The 16,405-nt window shown below is 71.4% G+C and carries 21 protein-coding genes; 13 read left to right on the top strand and 8 right to left on the bottom strand.

What is annotated here, in order from left to right:
* Window positions 1–34: 34 nt before the first annotated feature.
* Complete coding sequence (locus tag H0S67_RS16975) at window positions 35–1,276, bottom strand: MFS transporter (RefSeq protein ID WP_246354831.1); 1,242 nt, start codon at window positions 1,274–1,276, stop codon at window positions 35–37.
* Entirely contained in the window at window positions 1,273–1,719 is a 447-nt protein-coding gene (locus tag H0S67_RS16970; RefSeq protein WP_246354830.1) for a MarR family winged helix-turn-helix transcriptional regulator, read from the bottom strand. The genes H0S67_RS16975 and H0S67_RS16970 overlap by 4 nt, the downstream gene beginning before the upstream one ends.
* A 95-nt stretch (window positions 1,720–1,814) precedes the next feature.
* Between H0S67_RS16970 and H0S67_RS16965 the strand changes: the two genes are divergently transcribed.
* The 4 genes from H0S67_RS16965 (at window position 1,815) to H0S67_RS16955 (ending at window position 5,522) form a co-directional block, all read left to right on the top strand.
* Window positions 1,815–2,348: a DUF1697 domain-containing protein gene (locus tag H0S67_RS16965; protein ID WP_180933985.1), complete on the top strand. Its 534-nt coding sequence runs from the start codon at window positions 1,815–1,817 to the stop codon at window positions 2,346–2,348.
* A gap of 112 nt (window positions 2,349–2,460) precedes the next feature.
* Window positions 2,461–3,180: a metallophosphoesterase family protein gene (locus H0S67_RS25730; RefSeq protein WP_246354829.1), complete on the top strand. Its 720-nt coding sequence runs from the start codon at window positions 2,461–2,463 to the stop codon at window positions 3,178–3,180.
* Window positions 3,129–4,313, top strand: a complete 1,185-nt coding sequence (locus tag H0S67_RS27535; protein WP_343050510.1) for a bifunctional metallophosphatase/5'-nucleotidase — start codon at window positions 3,129–3,131, stop codon at window positions 4,311–4,313. The genes H0S67_RS25730 and H0S67_RS27535 overlap by 52 nt, the downstream gene beginning before the upstream one ends.
* A 195-nt stretch (window positions 4,314–4,508) precedes the next feature.
* On the top strand, window positions 4,509–5,522 hold the full coding sequence (locus H0S67_RS16955) for a type IV toxin-antitoxin system AbiEi family antitoxin domain-containing protein (RefSeq protein ID WP_180933984.1): 1,014 nt from the start codon (window positions 4,509–4,511) through the stop codon (window positions 5,520–5,522).
* A gap of 91 nt (window positions 5,523–5,613) precedes the next feature.
* On the opposite strand, the gene H0S67_RS26870 is transcribed toward H0S67_RS16955, so the two are convergent.
* The 4 genes from H0S67_RS26870 to H0S67_RS16940 form a co-directional block, all read right to left on the bottom strand.
* A complete protein-coding gene (locus H0S67_RS26870; RefSeq protein WP_281368879.1) occupies window positions 5,614–6,066 on the bottom strand; it encodes an enoyl-CoA hydratase-related protein in 453 nt (150 codons plus the stop codon).
* On the bottom strand, window positions 5,979–6,383 hold the full coding sequence (locus H0S67_RS26865; protein WP_281368878.1) for an enoyl-CoA hydratase/isomerase family protein: 405 nt from the start codon (window positions 6,381–6,383) through the stop codon (window positions 5,979–5,981). The genes H0S67_RS26870 and H0S67_RS26865 overlap by 88 nt, the downstream gene beginning before the upstream one ends.
* On the bottom strand, window positions 6,376–6,951 hold the full coding sequence (locus H0S67_RS16945) for an isochorismatase family protein (RefSeq protein WP_180933983.1): 576 nt from the start codon (window positions 6,949–6,951) through the stop codon (window positions 6,376–6,378). Before H0S67_RS16945 ends, H0S67_RS26865 begins: the two co-directional genes overlap by 8 nt.
* Before the next feature lie 84 nt (window positions 6,952–7,035).
* Window positions 7,036–8,280: a nicotinate phosphoribosyltransferase gene (locus H0S67_RS16940; RefSeq protein ID WP_246355399.1), complete on the bottom strand. Its 1,245-nt coding sequence runs from the start codon at window positions 8,278–8,280 to the stop codon at window positions 7,036–7,038.
* Window positions 8,281–8,403: 123 nt separating this feature from the next.
* Here H0S67_RS16940 and clpS point away from each other — a divergent pair, with 123 nt between their 5' ends.
* The 9 genes from clpS (at window position 8,404) to H0S67_RS16895 (ending at window position 14,512) form a co-directional block, all read left to right on the top strand.
* Window positions 8,404–8,700, top strand: a complete 297-nt coding sequence (clpS, locus tag H0S67_RS16935) for an ATP-dependent Clp protease adapter ClpS (protein WP_180933981.1) — start codon at window positions 8,404–8,406, stop codon at window positions 8,698–8,700.
* On the top strand, window positions 8,697–9,284 hold the full coding sequence (locus H0S67_RS16930; RefSeq protein WP_180933980.1) for a DUF2017 domain-containing protein: 588 nt from the start codon (window positions 8,697–8,699) through the stop codon (window positions 9,282–9,284). The genes clpS and H0S67_RS16930 overlap by 4 nt, the downstream gene beginning before the upstream one ends.
* A gap of 57 nt (window positions 9,285–9,341) precedes the next feature.
* Window positions 9,342–9,770: a M67 family metallopeptidase gene (locus tag H0S67_RS16925; protein ID WP_246354828.1), complete on the top strand. Its 429-nt coding sequence runs from the start codon at window positions 9,342–9,344 to the stop codon at window positions 9,768–9,770.
* Between the two features lie 19 nt (window positions 9,771–9,789).
* The gene (locus H0S67_RS16920; RefSeq protein ID WP_180933978.1) at window positions 9,790–10,068 is read left to right on the top strand and encodes a MoaD/ThiS family protein; all 279 of its coding nucleotides are present in this window, start codon (window positions 9,790–9,792) and stop codon (window positions 10,066–10,068) included.
* Window positions 10,069–10,136: 68 nt separating this feature from the next.
* A complete protein-coding gene (locus H0S67_RS16915; protein ID WP_180933977.1) occupies window positions 10,137–10,703 on the top strand; it encodes an NYN domain-containing protein in 567 nt (188 codons plus the stop codon).
* A 76-nt stretch (window positions 10,704–10,779) separates the two neighbouring features.
* A complete protein-coding gene (locus H0S67_RS16910; RefSeq protein WP_180933976.1) occupies window positions 10,780–11,727 on the top strand; it encodes a PLP-dependent cysteine synthase family protein in 948 nt (315 codons plus the stop codon).
* Window positions 11,728–11,818: 91 nt separating this feature from the next.
* Entirely contained in the window at window positions 11,819–12,796 is a 978-nt protein-coding gene (locus H0S67_RS16905) for a ribose-phosphate diphosphokinase (protein WP_180933975.1), read from the top strand.
* A gap of 112 nt (window positions 12,797–12,908) precedes the next feature.
* Complete coding sequence (gene murI, locus H0S67_RS16900; protein ID WP_246354827.1) at window positions 12,909–13,748, top strand: glutamate racemase; 840 nt, start codon at window positions 12,909–12,911, stop codon at window positions 13,746–13,748.
* A complete protein-coding gene (locus H0S67_RS16895) occupies window positions 13,745–14,512 on the top strand; it encodes an MBL fold metallo-hydrolase (RefSeq protein ID WP_180933974.1) in 768 nt (255 codons plus the stop codon). Before murI ends, H0S67_RS16895 begins: the two co-directional genes overlap by 4 nt.
* A gap of 9 nt (window positions 14,513–14,521) precedes the next feature.
* On the opposite strand, the gene H0S67_RS16890 is transcribed toward H0S67_RS16895, so the two are convergent.
* Both H0S67_RS16890 and H0S67_RS16885 read right to left on the bottom strand, forming a co-directional pair.
* Window positions 14,522–15,187, bottom strand: coding sequence for a response regulator (locus tag H0S67_RS16890; protein ID WP_219635312.1), 666 nt, complete (start codon window positions 15,185–15,187; stop codon window positions 14,522–14,524).
* Entirely contained in the window at window positions 15,184–16,347 is a 1,164-nt protein-coding gene (locus H0S67_RS16885) for a sensor histidine kinase (RefSeq protein WP_180933972.1), read from the bottom strand. The genes H0S67_RS16890 and H0S67_RS16885 overlap by 4 nt, the downstream gene beginning before the upstream one ends.
* Window positions 16,348–16,405: the final 58 nt, after the last annotated feature.

The following is a 16,405-nucleotide window of genomic DNA, read 5'->3' as shown; positions in this document are numbered from 1 at the left end:
GCGCCAGCTTCGTGGACACCGCGTTACATGTTCCTCAGCTGATGTCGCCGACCAGTTCCGCCTCGGCCTCGTCCCGGCTGTGGGCGGCGGGCAGCTCCTCGCCGCGCAGGAAGCGCGAGCCCCCGGCGAGGACGGCCACCGCGATCGCGACCGCCACGGCGCCCATCCAGAACGGCGCGTGGATGCTGATGTTCTCCCCGAGCTTGCCCGCGGCGTACGGCGCGACCGCGCCGCCGGAGAACCGGACGAAGGAGTACGCCGCCGAGGCGACCGGGCGCTCCACCGGAGCGGCGCCCATCACGGTCTCGGTGATGACGGTGTTGTTGATGCCCAGGAAGGCGCCGGCCACGATCACGCCCACCACCAGCACCGGCCGGTGCTCGGTCCAGATCGCCATCGCGGCGAGGTCGACGGCGAAGAGCGTGAGCGCGAGCAGCATCGTCGGCACCGAGCCGATCGCGCGCTGCAGCATCGGCGCGACCCACACGGACGTGATGGCGAGCAGCAGGCCCCAGCCGAAGAAGATCAGGCCGACCTGGTGCGCGGTCATGTCCAGCGGGAACGGCGTGAAGGCCAGCAGGGTGAAGAAGCCGACGTTGTAGAACAGCGCGGTGACGGCCACCGTCAGCAGGCCCGGGTAGCGCAGGGCCCTGAACGGGTCGGCCAGCGACGTACGCCGTCCCACGGCGGGGGTGCGGGGGAGCAGGAACGACGTGGCGACCAGCGCGATCAGCATCAGGACCGAGACGCCGAAGAACGGCGCCCGCCACGAGATCGAGCCGAGCTCGCCGCCGACCAGGGGGCCGGCCGCGATGCCGAGCCCGAGGGCGGCCTCGAAGAGGATGATCGCCCGCGCCGTCGAGCCGCGCGCGGAGACCACGATCGTCGACAGGGCGGTCGCGATGAAGAGCGCGTTGCCGAGACCCCAGCCCGCGCGGAAGCCGACGATGCCGCTGATGGTGCTCGAGGAGCCGGCCAGCGCGGAGAAGACGATGATCAGCACGAGCCCGGTCAGCAGGGTCTTCTTGGCGCCGATGCGCGAGGAGACCACGCCGGTGATGAGCATCGCGACGCCCATCACGGCCATGTAGCTGGTGAAGAGCAGCGAGACCTGGCTCGGCGTCGCGTCGAGCTGGTCGGCGATCGGCTTGAGGATCGGGTCGACCAGACCGATGCCCATGAAGGCGATCACGCACGCGAAGGCCACGGCCCAGACCGCGCGGGGTTGGTCGAAGAACGAGCCGGTCTGCTCGCTGGTGCTGCTGTGGGAGGTCACAGGGTGCCTTTCTCGGTGTCGGGTCCGGTGCCGAGGACGTCGCGGAGCACGGCGACGGCCGTGGCCACGTCCTGGGCGGTGTGTTCGTGGTGGGCCGCGATGCGGGTGGCGACCAGCTCGCCGTTCATCCGGCGGACGCGGTTGAGCTCTCGGCGGCCGGTGTCGGTCAGGGTGACCACGCTGCCGCGGGCGTCGGCGGGGTTCGGCCGCTTCTCGACCCACCCCTTGCCCGCCAGGCCGGTCACCGTGCCGGACATCGTCGGTTGCGACGAGCGGTCGGCCGCGGCCAGGGCGGTGATGCCGAGCGGTCCGTGCTCGTCGAGCAGCGACAGGATCCGGAAGCCGGCGGGCAGCTCGTTGGCCCGGCGTACGGCGCGCACGAGGCGGGCGGCGTACACGACCAGGTCGCTGCTGAGCTCCTGGAGGTCGTCGTCGGTGGTCACGAGGTGCACGTTACATCGGAAACCTATGCATGTGAACGTGATGCCGCCCACGCGTCGGGCAGCGGGCGGTCGGTGGCGTGCGGCATGATCGCGGCGTGGCGACGTACATCGCGTTCCTGCGGGCGATCAACCTCGGGGCCAAGCGCAAGTTCCCCAAGGATGCGATCAAGGCTGCCGTCGAGGCCGCCGGCGGCACCGAGGTGGAGACCTACATCAACACCGGCAACGTCCGGCTCGACTCCACCAGGCGATCGCGGGTCCGGCTCGAGGCCGAGCTGGAGAAGGCCTTCCTCGCCGACCGGGGCTTCGAGGTGCCGACGATCGCCTTCACCCCGGCCGAGCTGAGGGAGATCGCCGAGGACGCGAAGCGGTTCGCCGACGGGCACGAGGGGCGGCACTACGTCTCGCTGCTCAAGGAGGCGCCGTCGGCGGCGGACGTGAAGCTGGTCGAGGCGGCCGGGACCGCCGGCGAGGTGGCGCGGGTCGGCGGGCGCGCCGTACACCTCCTGCTCGGGGCGGCCTACCACGAGGCGACGCTGACGAACGCCGTGATCGAGAAGCACCTCGGGATCGCCACCAACCGCAACCTCACGGTGATCCGGACGCTGGCCGAACGCTGGGGTGCCTGACCGCCGGCGGTGTGAACATCGGGTGACGGCTCCGGCGTGCCCTTGACGGCGAACGGGTCGGAAAAGGTACAACTGTCCGGCTCACCCGTCGATCTCCCGGAGGATCTCCCGCATGTCCCAGCCCTCACCCACGCGCCGCACTGTCCTGACCGGCACCGCCGCGCTCGCTGCTGCCGGCTACGTCGCGTCACCCGCGCTCGCCGACACCAGCAACACCGAGGCCGCCCTCGCGCGCGGCAAGAAGCGGGTACGGCTCACCGTGCTCGGCACCACCGACCTGCACGGCAACGTCTTCAACTGGGACTACTACAAGAACGCCGCGTTCTCGAACAAGGCCGGCGACGAGATCGGGGTCGCCAAGGTCGCCACCCTGATCAAGGGCGTGCGCAAGGACCGCAAGGGCGAGCCGATCCTCACCCTCGACGCGGGTGACACGATCCAGGGCACGCCGCTGGCCTACTACTACGCCAAGGTCGAGCCGATCACCGGCGGGACCACGCACCCGATGGCCAACGCGATGAACCTGGTCGGGTACGACGCCGCGGCGCTCGGCAACCATGAGTTCAACTACGGCATCGACACCCTGCGCGCCTTCGAGTCACAGCTGAACTTCCCGCTGCTCGGTGCCAACGCGGTCGACCGGCCACCAAGCGGCCGGTGTTCCCGCCGTACATCATCCGGAAGTTCTCCGTCGGCGACGGCCGCACGCTCAAGGTCGGCGTGCTGGGGCTCACCAACCCCGGCATCGCGATCTGGGACAAGGCGAACGTCGAGGGAAAGATGGAGTTCCCGGGGCTGGTCGAGCAGGCGAAGAAGTACGTGCCGATCCTGAAGGAGAAGGGCTGCGACCTGGTCGTGGTCTCGGCCCACTCCGGCGCCGACACCTCCTCGTCGTACGGCGACGCGCTGCCGTACCCGGAGAACGCCGCCTCGCTGGTCGCCGCGCAGGTGCCGCACGTCGACGCGATCCTGGTCGGCCACGCCCACAAGGAGATCGACCAGCGCTTCGTCCGCAACGAGAAGACGGGCCAGCAGGTGCTGATCTGCGAGCCGTACTACTGGGGCATGCGCCTGGCCGTCATGGACTTCGTGGTCCAGGAGGTCTACGGCAAGTACGGCAAGCAGAAGTGGGTGCTGGTCGCCTCCGGGTCGCAGCTGCTCAACTCCAACACCGCCGCCGAGGACCCTAAGGTGGCGGCCGCGGTCCGCGACCAGCACGACAAGGTCGTCGACTACGTCAACTCCGTGATCGGCACCTCGACCACGGCGATGTCGGCGGCGCGCGCAGTCGTCGAGGACGTGCCGATCATCGACTTCGTCAACTACGTGCAGGCCGACGCGGTCAAGAAGGACCTGACGGGTGCCGACGCGGCCCTGCCGGTGCTGTCGATCGCCGCGCCGTTCAACCGCCAGGCGTCGTTCCCCCAGGGCGACGTCACCCTCCGCGACGTGGCCGGGCTCTACATCTACGACAACACGCTGCTCGGGGTGAAGGTCACCGGCAAGGACGTCAAGGACTACCTGGAGTACTCCGCCCGCTACTTCAAGGCGTGCACCAAGACCACCGCCACCATGGACGAGCTGACCAACGCGGTCACGCCCACGGCTCCCAACGGCACGCCGGACTACAACTACGACGCCGTCGCCGGCCTCGACGCACCGCTGACCTACGACATCGACCTGGCCCAGCCGGTCGGCTCGCGGATCGTGAACCTGGCGTACGACGGCGTCCCCGTCACCGACGCCCAGGAGTTCGCGATGGCGGTCAACAACTACCGCCAGTCCGGCGGCGGCGGCTTCCCGGCCGTCTCCACCGCCCCGGTCGTCTACAACCGACAGAACGAGATCCGCCAGCTCCTGATCGACTGGGTCCGCACCAAGCCCGACCACACCATCGACCCGACCCAGTTCGCGTCCGTGGACTGGCGGCTGGTGTCGAACGGGCAGCCGATCACGGTCTCGTAGTCGTCGCGGCCCCCGCCGCTTGTAACGCGGTGTCCACGTCACACCTGCGGTGCTGCAGCACCGCGCCAGTGACGCGGACACCGCGTTACATATTTCGCGCCACTGACTGCGCACAGATTCGTGAGGGGGAGGTTGATTCCACAGGTATGACGCCGGGGCGGCCGCGTCGTGCTGTTGGAGGCCGAGCCTTCGGGCATGCATCCTCGTGTCGTCGCCGCCTTCGCCCACCACGACAACCTGCTCACCCGGCGCCAGGCCCTCAGCCACGGGATCACCGTCCCTGAGATCGACCGGTGGGTGCGCGTGGGCGATTGGGTCGACGTACGCCGAGGTGTCTATGCCCTGGGAGAGTTCTGGGACGGGCTCGACGAGCGAACGGGTCGGCCTCTGTACCTCGCAAGGGCTGCCAGCGCCGCAATGCGCAAGCCCCATCTGATGAGCCATCATTCGGCCGGGCTCGAGCACGGGCTCGACCTGCTGTTGCCGGAGCCTCAGCTGGTCCACGTCACGCGGCCCGGCGTCTGTGGCAGCAGGACCGAGCACGGCGTCAAGCACCACCAGGCGCCCTATCGCCCCGAGCAGGTGGTCGAGGTGAACGGACGTCGGGTCCTCGACCTGGCGCGCACCGCGGTCGACATCGCGCGCGAGGAGGGACTGGGGCCGGGCCTGGTCGCCGCGGACGCGGTGCTGCGCGCGGGGGTCGAACGTCGCCGGCTCGTGGAGGCGGCCGAGGCGATGCGGAGCTGGCCGCACGTCACCCGTGTGCGGGACGTGATCGACCTGGCCGATCCGGGGGCAGAGAACCCCTTCGAGTCAATGGGTCGGCTGCTGGTCAGTGAGCTCGGACTGGGGAGACCGCAGACCCAGTTCGGGCTGACAGACGGCCGGCGTGCGGTGTGGTGCGACCTCCGGGTCGGCCGGCACATCTTCGAGATGGACGGACAGCTCAAGTACCGCCCCGAGGCCGAGGGTGGGGTGGCCGTCATCGCCCCCGAACGCGTCCTGTGGGAGGAGAAGCAGCGACAGGACTTCATCTGCGGCTTCAAGCTGGGTGTCTCACGGATCGTCTGGGCCGACCTCTGGGGCCGGGCAAGGGTGCGAGCCCGGGAACGCTTGATGCGGGAGTATCTCGACACCGTGGCACGCTTCGGAGACTCCATCGCCGACCTGGAGCCGTACATCCTGCGGGGGCCGCGTCGCCGGCGTTGAGACTTCATGTAACGCGGTGTCCACATCTCTCCTGCGGTGCCGCAACGCCGCACCAGAGACGTGGACACCGCGTTACATGGGGATGGCGCGCTCACTCCCCGCCGAACACCGGCTTCCGCTTCTCCGAGAACGCCCGCATCCCCTCGGCCACGTCGGACGTGCGGAGGAGGACGGTCTGGCCGTGGCGCTCGCGCTCGAGGGCGGCGTCGAGGTGGGGGAGCGTGGCGGCGTTGACGGCCTTCTTGCTCGCGGCGAGGGCGAGCGGGGGGCCGGCGGCGAGGCGACGGACCAGGGTGTCGACGAGGGAGGGGAAGGCGCCGTCGGGGGCGAGGTGGGTGACCAGCCCGGCGTCGTACGCCTCGCGCGCGGTCAGCGGCTCGGCGAGCAGCGCCATCCGCATCGCGCGGGCCCGGCCGATCGACGCGGCCACGGTCGCGGTCGCGCCGCCGTCGGGCATCAGGCCGATCCGGGCGAACGCCAGCAGGAAGCTCGCCGACTCGGCCGCCACCACGATGTCGGCGGCCAGCGCGGCCGAGCAGCCCACCCGGCGGCGACCCCGTTGACGGCGGCCACGACGGGCTTGTCGAGGCGGGTGATGGCGCGGATGATCCGGTTGGCTCGGTCGAGCGCCGAGACGTCGAAGTGCTCGTGGGCGTCGGCACCCGAGATGTCCGCGCCGGTGCTGAACGCCGGGCCGGTGCCGGTCAGCACCACCACGCGTACGTCGTCGCGCGCCGTCGCGTCCTCGACCAGCGACGCCAGCTCGTCGGCCATCGACGCACTCAGCGCGTTGAAGACGTGCGGCCGGTTCAGGGTCAGCCACAGCACGCCCTCCTCGGCGCGGACCTCCAGGTCAGCCAACGGTGACGCCCGCGTCGCGCATGGCCACCAGGGCCGCCTCCGTCGTCTCGGGGGCGACGCCGGCGCAGAGCCGGGGGAGCAGGCGGGTCTGGAACCCGTTCGCGACGGCGTCCAGGGCGGTCGACCGCACGCAGTAGTCGGTCGCGAGGCCGCACACGTCCACGTGGGTCACCTCGTGCCGGCGGAGCCAGTCGGCGAGCCCCACGCCGCCGGTGGTCTGCCCCTCGAACCCGGAGTACGCCGCGGCGTGGTCGCCCTTGAGGAAGATCGCGTCGAACGGCTGCGGATCGAGGTTGGGGTGGAACGCCTCGCCGTCGGTGCCGACCCTGCAGTGCACCGGCCACGACTCGGCGTAGTCCGGGTCCTTCGACCAGTGCCCGCCGGGGTCGACGTGGTGGTCCTTGGTGGCCACGACGTGGGCGTAGTCGGGAGCCTTCGGGTCCTTCGTGACCCAGTGGTGCAGGATCTCGGCGATGTCGTGCGCGACCTGCGCGCCACCCTCGACCGGCAGGGAACCGCCCTCGCAGAAGTCGTTCTGCACGTCGACCACGATCAGCGCACGCTTCATGGCACGAGACTAGCGAGGCGGTACGCCGTCGCGCAGGCACCGGGCCTCGGGCGGGCCGGGCGCGGGCGCGGGGACGAGGCGGCCTCAGCCGCCCATGTGCACGGTCTCGATGACCGGCTCGCCGCGCGACATCTGCTGCGCCGCGATCGGCAGCTCCGCCCGCGACCGCGCGTGCCGGGCCCGTGCCTCGTCGAGCGGCTCCCGGCCCACCACGACCCCGTCCCGCACCAGCGGCACGAGCAGCGACCGGTCGTCCCCGTCGTCGACCGGCGGGGTGCCGATCCCGATCACCTCGGCCTCGGCGACGCCCTGGGCGTTGCGGCGGCGCAGGGCGAACTTGCGACCGCCGATCGAAATCTTGTCCTGGCTCTTCTTGGCCACCGACACCATCTCCCCGCCCTCCCCCTCGCGCGCCACGAGCTTGTAGACGAAGCCGCACGTCGGGTGGCCCGACCCGGTCACCAGCTCGGTGCCCACGCCGTACCCGTCGACCGGGGCGGCCTTGAGCGAGGCGATCGCGAACTCGTCGAGGTCGCTGGTGACGATGATCCGGGTGCCGGTCGCGCCGAGGGAGTCGAGCTGGGCGCGGACCCGGTGCGCCAGGCTCCCCAGGTCGCCGGAGTCGAGCCGCACCGCGCCGAGGTCGGGACCGGCCACCTCAACGCCCATCCGGACCGCCTCGGCGATGTCGTAGGTGTCGACCAGCAGCGTGGTGCCCTTGCCCAGCGAGTCGACCTGCGCCCGGAAGGCCTCCTCCTCGGAGTCGTGGAGCAGGGTGAAGCTGTGGGCGCTGGTGCCGGCGGTCGGCACGCCGTACCGCTGACGGGCCGCCAGGTTGGAGCTGGTCGCGAAGCCGGCGAGGTACGCCGCGCGGGCGGCCGCGACCGCCGCCTCCTCGTGGGTGCGGCGCGACCCCATCTCGATGCACGGCCGGTCACCGGCTGCCATCGTCATCCGCGAGGCCGCCGAGGCGATCGCCGAGTCGTGGTTGTAGATCGACAGCAGCAGCGTCTCGAGCAGCACGGCCTCCGCGAAGGGCGCCTCGACGGTCAGCAGGGGCGAGTAGGGGAAGTAGGCCTCGCCCTCGGCGTAGCCCGAGATGTCGCCGGTGAAGCGGTACGACGCCAGCCAGTCCAGCGTCGGCCGGTCCACCACGTCCTCGAGGACGGCGAGGGCCTCGTCGTCGAAGCGGAAGTGCTCCAGGGCGTCGAGGGCCCGACCCACGCCGGCCACGACGCCGTACCGACGTCCCTCGGGCAACCGGCGGGGGAAGAGCTCGAAGACCGAGCGGCGGTGTGCCGTCCCCGCCGCGAGGGCCGCCTGGAGCATCGTGAGCTCGTAGTGGTCGGTCAGCAGGGCAGTCGTTCGTGCGGCGTGCGCGGTCACGTCGACCAGCGTAGGGCCCGGGCGTCGGAGGTCGGCCGAGGCCGCAGCTTGTGCCACGATGGCACCGTGTCCGCCGCCAGTCCGGTCGAGGTCGAGCCGACCACCACTCCCGACGAGATCACCGTCCCGGCCGTGCCGTGGGTGACGATCGTCTGGAACGACCCTGTGAACCTCATGTCCTACGTCACCTACGTCTTCCAGAAGTACTTCGGCTACTCGAAGAAGAAGTCCGAGAAGCTGATGATGGAGGTGCACGAGGACGGCAAGTCGGTCGTCAGCACCGGCAGCCGCGAGGAGATGGAGCGAGACGTGCAGGCCATGCACGAGTACGGCCTGTGGGCCACGCTGGAGCGGTCGGAATGAGCGGCGGTTTCGCCCGGCACCGGCGCAGCGGGCAGGTCATCGCCAACTTCACCGGCTTCGAGGCCGACCTGCTCAGGTCGCTGGCCTCCCAGCTGGTCGAGCTGCTGCGCAACGAGGCCGCCGTGCCCCGCGACACGGCCGACCCCTTCGAGGCGCTGATGGACTTCTCGGGTCCGACCGTGGAGCCGGAGGACCCGGTCCTCGCCCGGCTCTTCCCGACGGCCTACCCGGGCGACGAGGAGTCCTCCTCGGAGTTCCGACGGTTCACCGAGGGAACGCTGCGCGACGGCAAGGCCAAGGCGGCCTGCACCGTCATCGACGGGCTCGAGGAGGCCGGGCTGCCGCCCGAGCTCACCGAGGACGGCCTGATGATCGACGTCGAGCTCGACGAGCCGACCGCGGAGACGTGGCTGCGCTCGTTCACCGACCTGCGCCTGGCGCTGGCCACCAGGCTCGAGGTCGAGGAGGGCGACGAGGACTTCTGGCACGCGCTGCCCGACGAGGACCCCCGCGCGCAGGCGCACGACATCTACGAGTGGGTGGGCTACCTCCAGGAGACCCTGGTCGACGCGCTGTCCGGCTGATCGTCTTGCATGGTGGGCCCCGTCGAGCCGTGCGCGAGGGCCAAATACGCTGGACCGGTGCTGACCATCGACCAGGCGACGTACGACGCGATCGTCGCCCACGCGAAGCGCGACCACCCCGACGAGGCCTGCGGCATCGTGGCCGGTCCGGAGGGCAGTGACCGCCCCGAGCGGGTCGTGGAGATGGTCAACGCGGCGGGCAGCCCGACGTTCTACGAGTTCGACTCCACCGAGCTGCTCGAGCTGTACAAGGAGATGTGGGACAACGACGAGGAACCCGTCGTGATCTACCACTCGCACACGGCCACCGAGGCCTACCCGAGCCGCACCGACATCGGCCTCGCCAGCGAGCCCGGCGCGCACTACGTGTTGGTGAGCACACGCGAGCAGGGGAATAACGACGGCCCTGTGGAGTTCAGGTCCTACAGAATCATCGACGGCGAGGTGACCGAGGAAGAGGTCACCGTGGTGCCCGAGCTGAGCTGAGACTTCAAGGAGTGAATCGATGGCCATCGAGGTCCGGATCCCGACGATCCTGCGCACCTACACCGGCGGCGAGAAGGCCGTCACGGGTGACGGCGCGGTCCTGAGCGCGCTGATCGACGACCTGGAGGCCAACCACCCCGGTCTCAAGGAGCGCCTCATCGAGGACGGCGACCTGCGTCGCTTCGTCAACGTCTACGTCAACGACGAGGACGTCCGCTTCATCGGCGGCCTCGAGGCCGAGGTGAGCGACGGCGACCAGGTCGTCGTGTTGCCCGCGGTCGCGGGCGGAGCAGCCTGAGCGGGCACAGCCCTCCCCTCGCAGCCGGTCGCCGGACGGTTCCCGTCCGGCGACCGTAGAGTTTCGGGATGGACTCGTCCCGAACCGGCCGTCGCACCTTCGTCCTCGTCGACGGGGAGAACATCGACGCCACCCTGGGGTCCTCGGTCCTGAACCGGCGCCCCGCCCCCGAGGAGCGGCCCCGCTGGGAGCGGGTCACGGCGTACGCCGAGTCCGTGTGGGGCCAGCCCGTCACCGGGCTCTTCTTCCTCAACGCCTCCAACGGGCAGCTGCCCACGACGTTCGTCCAGGCGCTGCTGGCGATGAACTACCGACCCGTCCCGCTGTCCGGCCGGGCCGACCAGAAGGTCGTGGACATCGGTCTCCAGCGCACCCTGGACGCGCTGGTCGACCACGACGCCGACGTGCTCCTGTGCAGCCACGACGGCGACTTCGTGCCCCAGATGCAGGCCCTGCTCGGCGGCGACCGCCGGGTCGGCGTGATCGCGCTCCGTGAGTTCGCCAACACGCAGTTCACCGCGATGGGGCTGCAGATCCACGACCTCGAGGACGACGTCCGCGCCTTCAACGCGCCGCTGCCCCGGGTGCGGGTCATCTCGCTCGACGAGTTCGACCCCGAGCTGTTCCTGCGCTGAGCACCGCCCGTCGAGGCCCGTCTCGCCGTCCCCTGGCGCGGCGGGCGGGCGACGCCCGCGATGGCATGCTGGACGCATGCGCTACGACAACCTGCTCGCCTCGGTCGGCAACACCCCGCTGGTCGGGCTGCCGCGGCTCTCGCCGACCCCCGAGGTGCGGCTGTGGGCGAAGCTGGAGGACCGCAACCCGACCGGCTCGATCAAGGACCGTCCGGCCCTGAAGATGATCGAGCAGGCCGAGAAGGACGGCACCCTGCGCCCCGGGTGCACGATCCTCGAGCCGACGTCGGGCAACACCGGGATCTCGCTGGCGATGGCAGCCAAGCTGAAGGGCTACCGGATCGTCTGCGTGATGCCCGAGAACACCTCCGAGGAGCGGCGCCAGCTGCTGCGCATGTGGGGCGCCGAGATCGTCTCCTCGCCCGCCGCCGGCGGCTCCAACGAGGCGGTGCGGGTGGCCAAGAAGATCTCCGAGGAGCACCCCGACTGGGTGATGCTCTACCAGTACGGCAACCCCGCGAACTCGCTCGCCCACGAGGAGGGCACCGCGCCCGAGATCCTCGCCGACCTGCCGTCGGTGACGCACTTCGTCGCCGGGCTGGGCACCACCGGCACGCTGATGGGGGCGAGCCGCTTCTTCCGCAGGGCCAAGCCCGAGGTGCGGATCGTGGCCGCCGAGCCGAGGTACGGCGAGCTGGTCTACGGGCTGCGCAACCTCGACGAGGGCTTCGTCCCGGAGCTCTACGACGCCGACCTGATCGACGCCCGCTTCTCGGTCGGCCCGCGCGACGCCGTACGCCGGGTCCGCGAGCTGCTCGAGCTCGAGGGCATCTTCGCCGGGGTCTCCACCGGCGCGATCCTGCACGCCGCGCTGGGCCAGGCGGCCAAGGCGGTCAAGGCGGGGGAGCCCGCCGACATCGCGTTCGTGGTGTGCGACGGCGGCTGGAAGTACCTCAGCACCGGCGCCTACGAGGGCACCGTCGACGACGCCGAGGACCGGCTCGAGGGCCAGCTCTGGGCCTAGGGCGCGCACCGGAAATCGGAAACGCTGGTCGTGCCCGGGACACGGCCGTAGGGTGAGCGCGAGCCTGTCGCTCCCCACCTTGGAGTCCTCCGTGCGCGAGATCGTCGTCTTCAGTGGCAGTGCCCACCGCTCCCTCGCCTCGGCCATCTGTGCGGCGCTCGGCGTGGAGCTGTCCGCGGTCGAGATGACCCGCTTCAGCAACGACTGCCTGCAGGCCCAGCTGCAGGCCAACTGCCGCCAGCGCGACGTCTACATCGTCCAGCCGCTGGTGCCGCCGACCCAGGAGCACCTGATGGAGCTGCTGCTCATGGTCGACGCGGCCCGTGGCGCGTCGGCGGCGCAGATCACGGCGGTCATCCCGTACTACTCCTACGCGCGCTCGGACAAGAAGGACGCCTCCCGGATCTCCATCGGCGGTCGGCTGGTGGCCGACATGCTGGTCACGGCCGGGGTGGACCGGGTGCTGACCATGACGCTGCACGCGCCCCAGGTGCACGGGTTCTTCTCGGTGCCGGTGGACCACCTGACCGCGCTGGGCGTGCTCGCGGACCACTTCCTGGGTCAGGACCTGTCCGGGTCGGTGGTCGTCTCGCCCGACTTCGGCAACGCGAAGACCGCCACCCAGTTCGCCCGGCTCCTCGGCCTCACGGTGGCCGCCGGCAGCAAGAAGCGCCTGGCCGACGACCGGGTGGTGATCGACGCGATCGTGGGCGACGTGGCCGGCAGGAAGGCGATCGTCCTCGACGACGAGATCGCGACCGGCGGCTCCATCGTGGAGCTGCTCGACCGGCTCGCCGAGCAGGGCTGCACCGAGGCGGCCGTCGCGTGCACCCACGGGCTCTTCGTCGGCAAGGCGCTCGAGCGGCTGCGCGAGCACCCGATGATCACCGAGGTCGTGACGACCGACACGGTCCCGCCCCCGAGCGAGTGGCCCGGGCTGAAGGTCCGGTCGGTGGCCGACCTCTTCGCCCAGGCCATCGAGCGCGTGCACGCAGGAGAGTCGGTGAGCAGCCTCTTCGACGGCGTCGACCCGTCCCTGGGCCCGCCCCAGCCGCGCCTCTTCGACTAGCTGCTCCGACCAGCCCGGCACGCCCCGGCCCGGGTCGCGTGACGGCCGTCTCCGGTGACGTCGGTCGCGATGATCTCCCACCAGGGGCCGACTCCATCTAGCCTTGGCTCTTGTGTCGACCCTGCCCCCGGATGTGTGCAGCCCCGAGACCCGTGATGCGCCCATCGGCATCTTCGACTCCGGCTTCGGGGGCCTGACGGTCGCCCGCTCGGTCATCGACCAGCTGCCGCACGAGTCGATCGTCTACGTGGGCGACACCGCGCGGCAGCCCTACGGTGCGAAGCCGATCGGGGAGGTCCGCGAGTACGCCCTCGAGTGCCTCGACCACCTCGTCGAGCGGGGCGTCAAGGCGCTCGTCATCGCCTGCAACTCCGCCAGCGCGGCGATGCTCCGCGACGCCCGGGAGCGGTACGACGTCCCCGTGGTCGAGGTGATCCTGCCGGCCACCCGGCGGGCCGTCGCCGCGAGCCGGACCGGCCGGATCGGCGTGATCTGCACCCGGGCCACTGCGGAGTCGCTGGCCTACGAGGACGCCTTCGCCGCGGCCCCCCACGTCGAGCTGGTCACCCAGGCGTGCCCCCGGTTCGTCGACTTCGTCGAGCGTGGCATCACTGGCGGTGACGAGCTGATCGCGGTCGCGCACGAGTACCTCGACCCGCTGGTCTCCCGCAGCATCGACACCCTGATCCTCGGGTGTACGCACTACCCGCTGCTCACCGGCGTGATCTCCTACGTCATGGGCGACAACGTGACGCTGGTCAGCAGCGCCGAGGAGTCCGCGAAGGACGTCTACAAGATGCTGGTCCGCACCGGCCTGATGCGCGAGGGCGGGGACCCGTCCTACGACTTCGTCACGACCGGCTCGCCCGCGGAGTTCGAGACGATCGGCCGCCGGTTCCTCGGCGCCGAGATGATGGCGGCCTCCCAGTTCGCCGGCGGGCGGCTCCGATGAGGCTGACCATCGTCGGCTGCTCGGGCTCCTACCCGGGACCGGACTCGCCGGCCAGCTGCTACCTCCTCGAGGCCGAGCACGACGACGGGACGGGCAGCCGCACCTGGCGGGTCCTGGTCGACCTCGGCAGCGGGGCCCTCGGCGCCCTGCACCGCTACGCCGACCCGCTGTCCATCGACGCGGTCCTGCTCAGCCACCTGCACGCCGACCACTGCCTGGACCTGTCCGGCTACTACGTGCTGCGCAAGTACCACCCGCAGGGGCCGCAGCCGCGGATCCCGGTGTGGGGCCCGGTCGGGACCGCCGACCGGATGGCCCGTGCCTACGACCTGCCCACCGACCCCGGCATGCACGGCGAGTTCGACTTCCGGGAGTGGGCGGGGCCGGTCCAGGTCGGCCCGTTCGCGGTCGAGCCGGTGCCCGTCGACCACCCCGTGCCGGCGTTCGGCCTCCGCGTCTCGGCCGGCGGCGTCACGCTGGGCTACAGCGGCGACACGGGGCCCTGCCCGGGACTCGACGCCGTCGCCAAGGACGCCGACCTGCTGCTGGCCGAGGCGTCCTTCCGGTCCATCGACGACAACCCGCCGCAGCTGCACCTCACCGGCATCGAGTGCGGGGAGGCGGCCACCCGCGGGCACGCCAGGCGGCTGCTCCTCACCCACGTGCCGCCGTGGCACGACCCGCAGGTCGCCCTCGCCGAGGCCCGGACGGCGTACGACGGCCCGGTCTCGCTCGCGCGGGCCGGCGACGTCCTCGAGCTCTGACCGGGTCGGTCAGACCAGCCCGGCGTCGTGCACGCACATCGCGATCTGCACCCGGTTGGTGACCTCGAGCTTGTCGAAGAGCCGGGAGACGTGGGCCTTCACCGTGGGCACCGACAGGTAGAGCTCCGCGGCGATCTCGGCGTTGCTCAGCCCCCGGCCGACCGCGAGGGCGACGTCGCGCTCCCGGTAGGTGAGCGGGGCCAGCCGGCGCTCGGCCTCGGCGACCCGGTCGGCGGCACCCGTGTCGGCGTGGTCGCTGCGCAGCCTGCGGAGCAGGGTGCGGGTCGCGGACGGCGACAGCATCGGCTCGCCGTCGGCGACCTTGCGGATGGCCTCGAGGATCTGGGGCGGGGGCGTGTCCTTGAGCAGGAAGCCGTCGGCCCCGGCGGCGAGCGCGCCCACGACGTGGTCGTCGGCGTCGAAGGTGGTCAGCACGATGACCCGGGGTGGATCGGGCTGCTGGTGCAGCTCGCGGGTGGCCTCGAGGCCGTTGAGCCGGGGCATCCGGACGTCCATCAGGACAACGTCGGGCCGCAGGTCGGCGACGGCCTCGACCCCCTCGCGCCCGTCGCTCGCCTCGCCCACCACCTCGACGTCCTGCTGGCCGCCGAGCATCAGGGTGAGTGCGGACCGGACCAGGGGATCGTCGTCGACGATGAGGACCCGAGTGCTCACGACGCCCACGGTATCCACCCGTGGAGCACGAACGCGGAGCCGTCGCGGCGGTGCTCGAGCCGGCCGCCCCGCAGGTGCGCGCGCTCCGCGAGCCCGATCAGGCCCAGCCCGGCACCCGGGGTGCGGCTGGCGCCGAACCCGAGCGGGTTGCGCAGCAGGACGTCGATCCCGTCGTCCGGCGAGCCGCTGACCCGGATGGTCAGCAGCGCGCCGGGGGCGTGCTTGCGGGCGTTGGTCATGCCCTCCTGCACGATCCGGTAGATGGTGCGCCCCACCACGTGGGGCACCGCCGTCGGGTCGGCGTCGAGACGGTCGTCGTACTCCACGTGCAGCCCCGAGCGTCGCGCCTCCTCCACCAGCACCGGCACGTCGTCGTACGTCGGCTGGGGCGCGTCGAGCGGCTCCCCGGTGACCTCGTCGCGCAGCACGCCGAGGACGCCGCGGAGGTCGGTGAGCGCCTCGTGCGCCTTCTCCTGGATCACCGCGGCGCTGGCGCGCATCTGGTCCGCGGGCAGGTCGTCGCGGAAGGCGAGCGCTCCGGCGTGCATGGAGATCTGCGAGATCCGGTGGGCCAGGACGTCGTGCATCTCGCGTGCGATCCGGGCGCGCTCGTTGCTGCGGGCGCTCGCGACCCGCAGCTCCTGCTCGGCCTCGGCCCGCTCGGCTCGGTGCTTGAGGGTCCAGATGAGCTCGCGGCGGGAGCCGATGTACATGCCCCAGCCGAGCACGCCCGCGGTGAACACCAGGTTGACGGTCACGTTCAGCCACGCCGGCTGGCTGCCGTCGGCGGGCTGGACGTGGATGACCGCCTGGCCGGCGGCCAGGTTCACCAGCCCCACGACCGCGACCTGCCACAGCCGCCGGCGCGTGGCGACCGACACGGCGGCGAGCACCGCGGGCCCGGCGGCGATGCCCGAGACCGCGCTCAGGGCGCCGGTGACCACGGCGATCGTCACCGGCCAGCGGCGGCGGTAGAAGACGAGGACGAAGGCGGCCACGCCGCACGTCACGTCGAGCCACAGCAGGCCCGGGCGGTGGACCTGGCGGGCGACCATCGGGCCCCAGGCGACCGCGACCACGGCGAGCATGCCGAGCACGCGCCAGGCCTGGCGCCACGGCGTCAGCTCGGGCTGGTAGAGCTCGGGGCTCGGTCGTTCCACGTCCGACAGGCTAGGCCGACGGGAGACGTGCGCGCAGGCGCCCGGGGTCCAGGGAGCC

It is taken from the genome of Nocardioides ungokensis, from assembly GCF_013466985.1.
In the GTDB taxonomy this organism is placed as follows: Bacteria; Actinomycetota; Actinomycetes; order Propionibacteriales; family Nocardioidaceae; genus Nocardioides; species Nocardioides ungokensis.
Note: the sequence above shows the minus strand (reverse complement) of the source record. Positions and strands in the feature narration are given on the sequence as shown.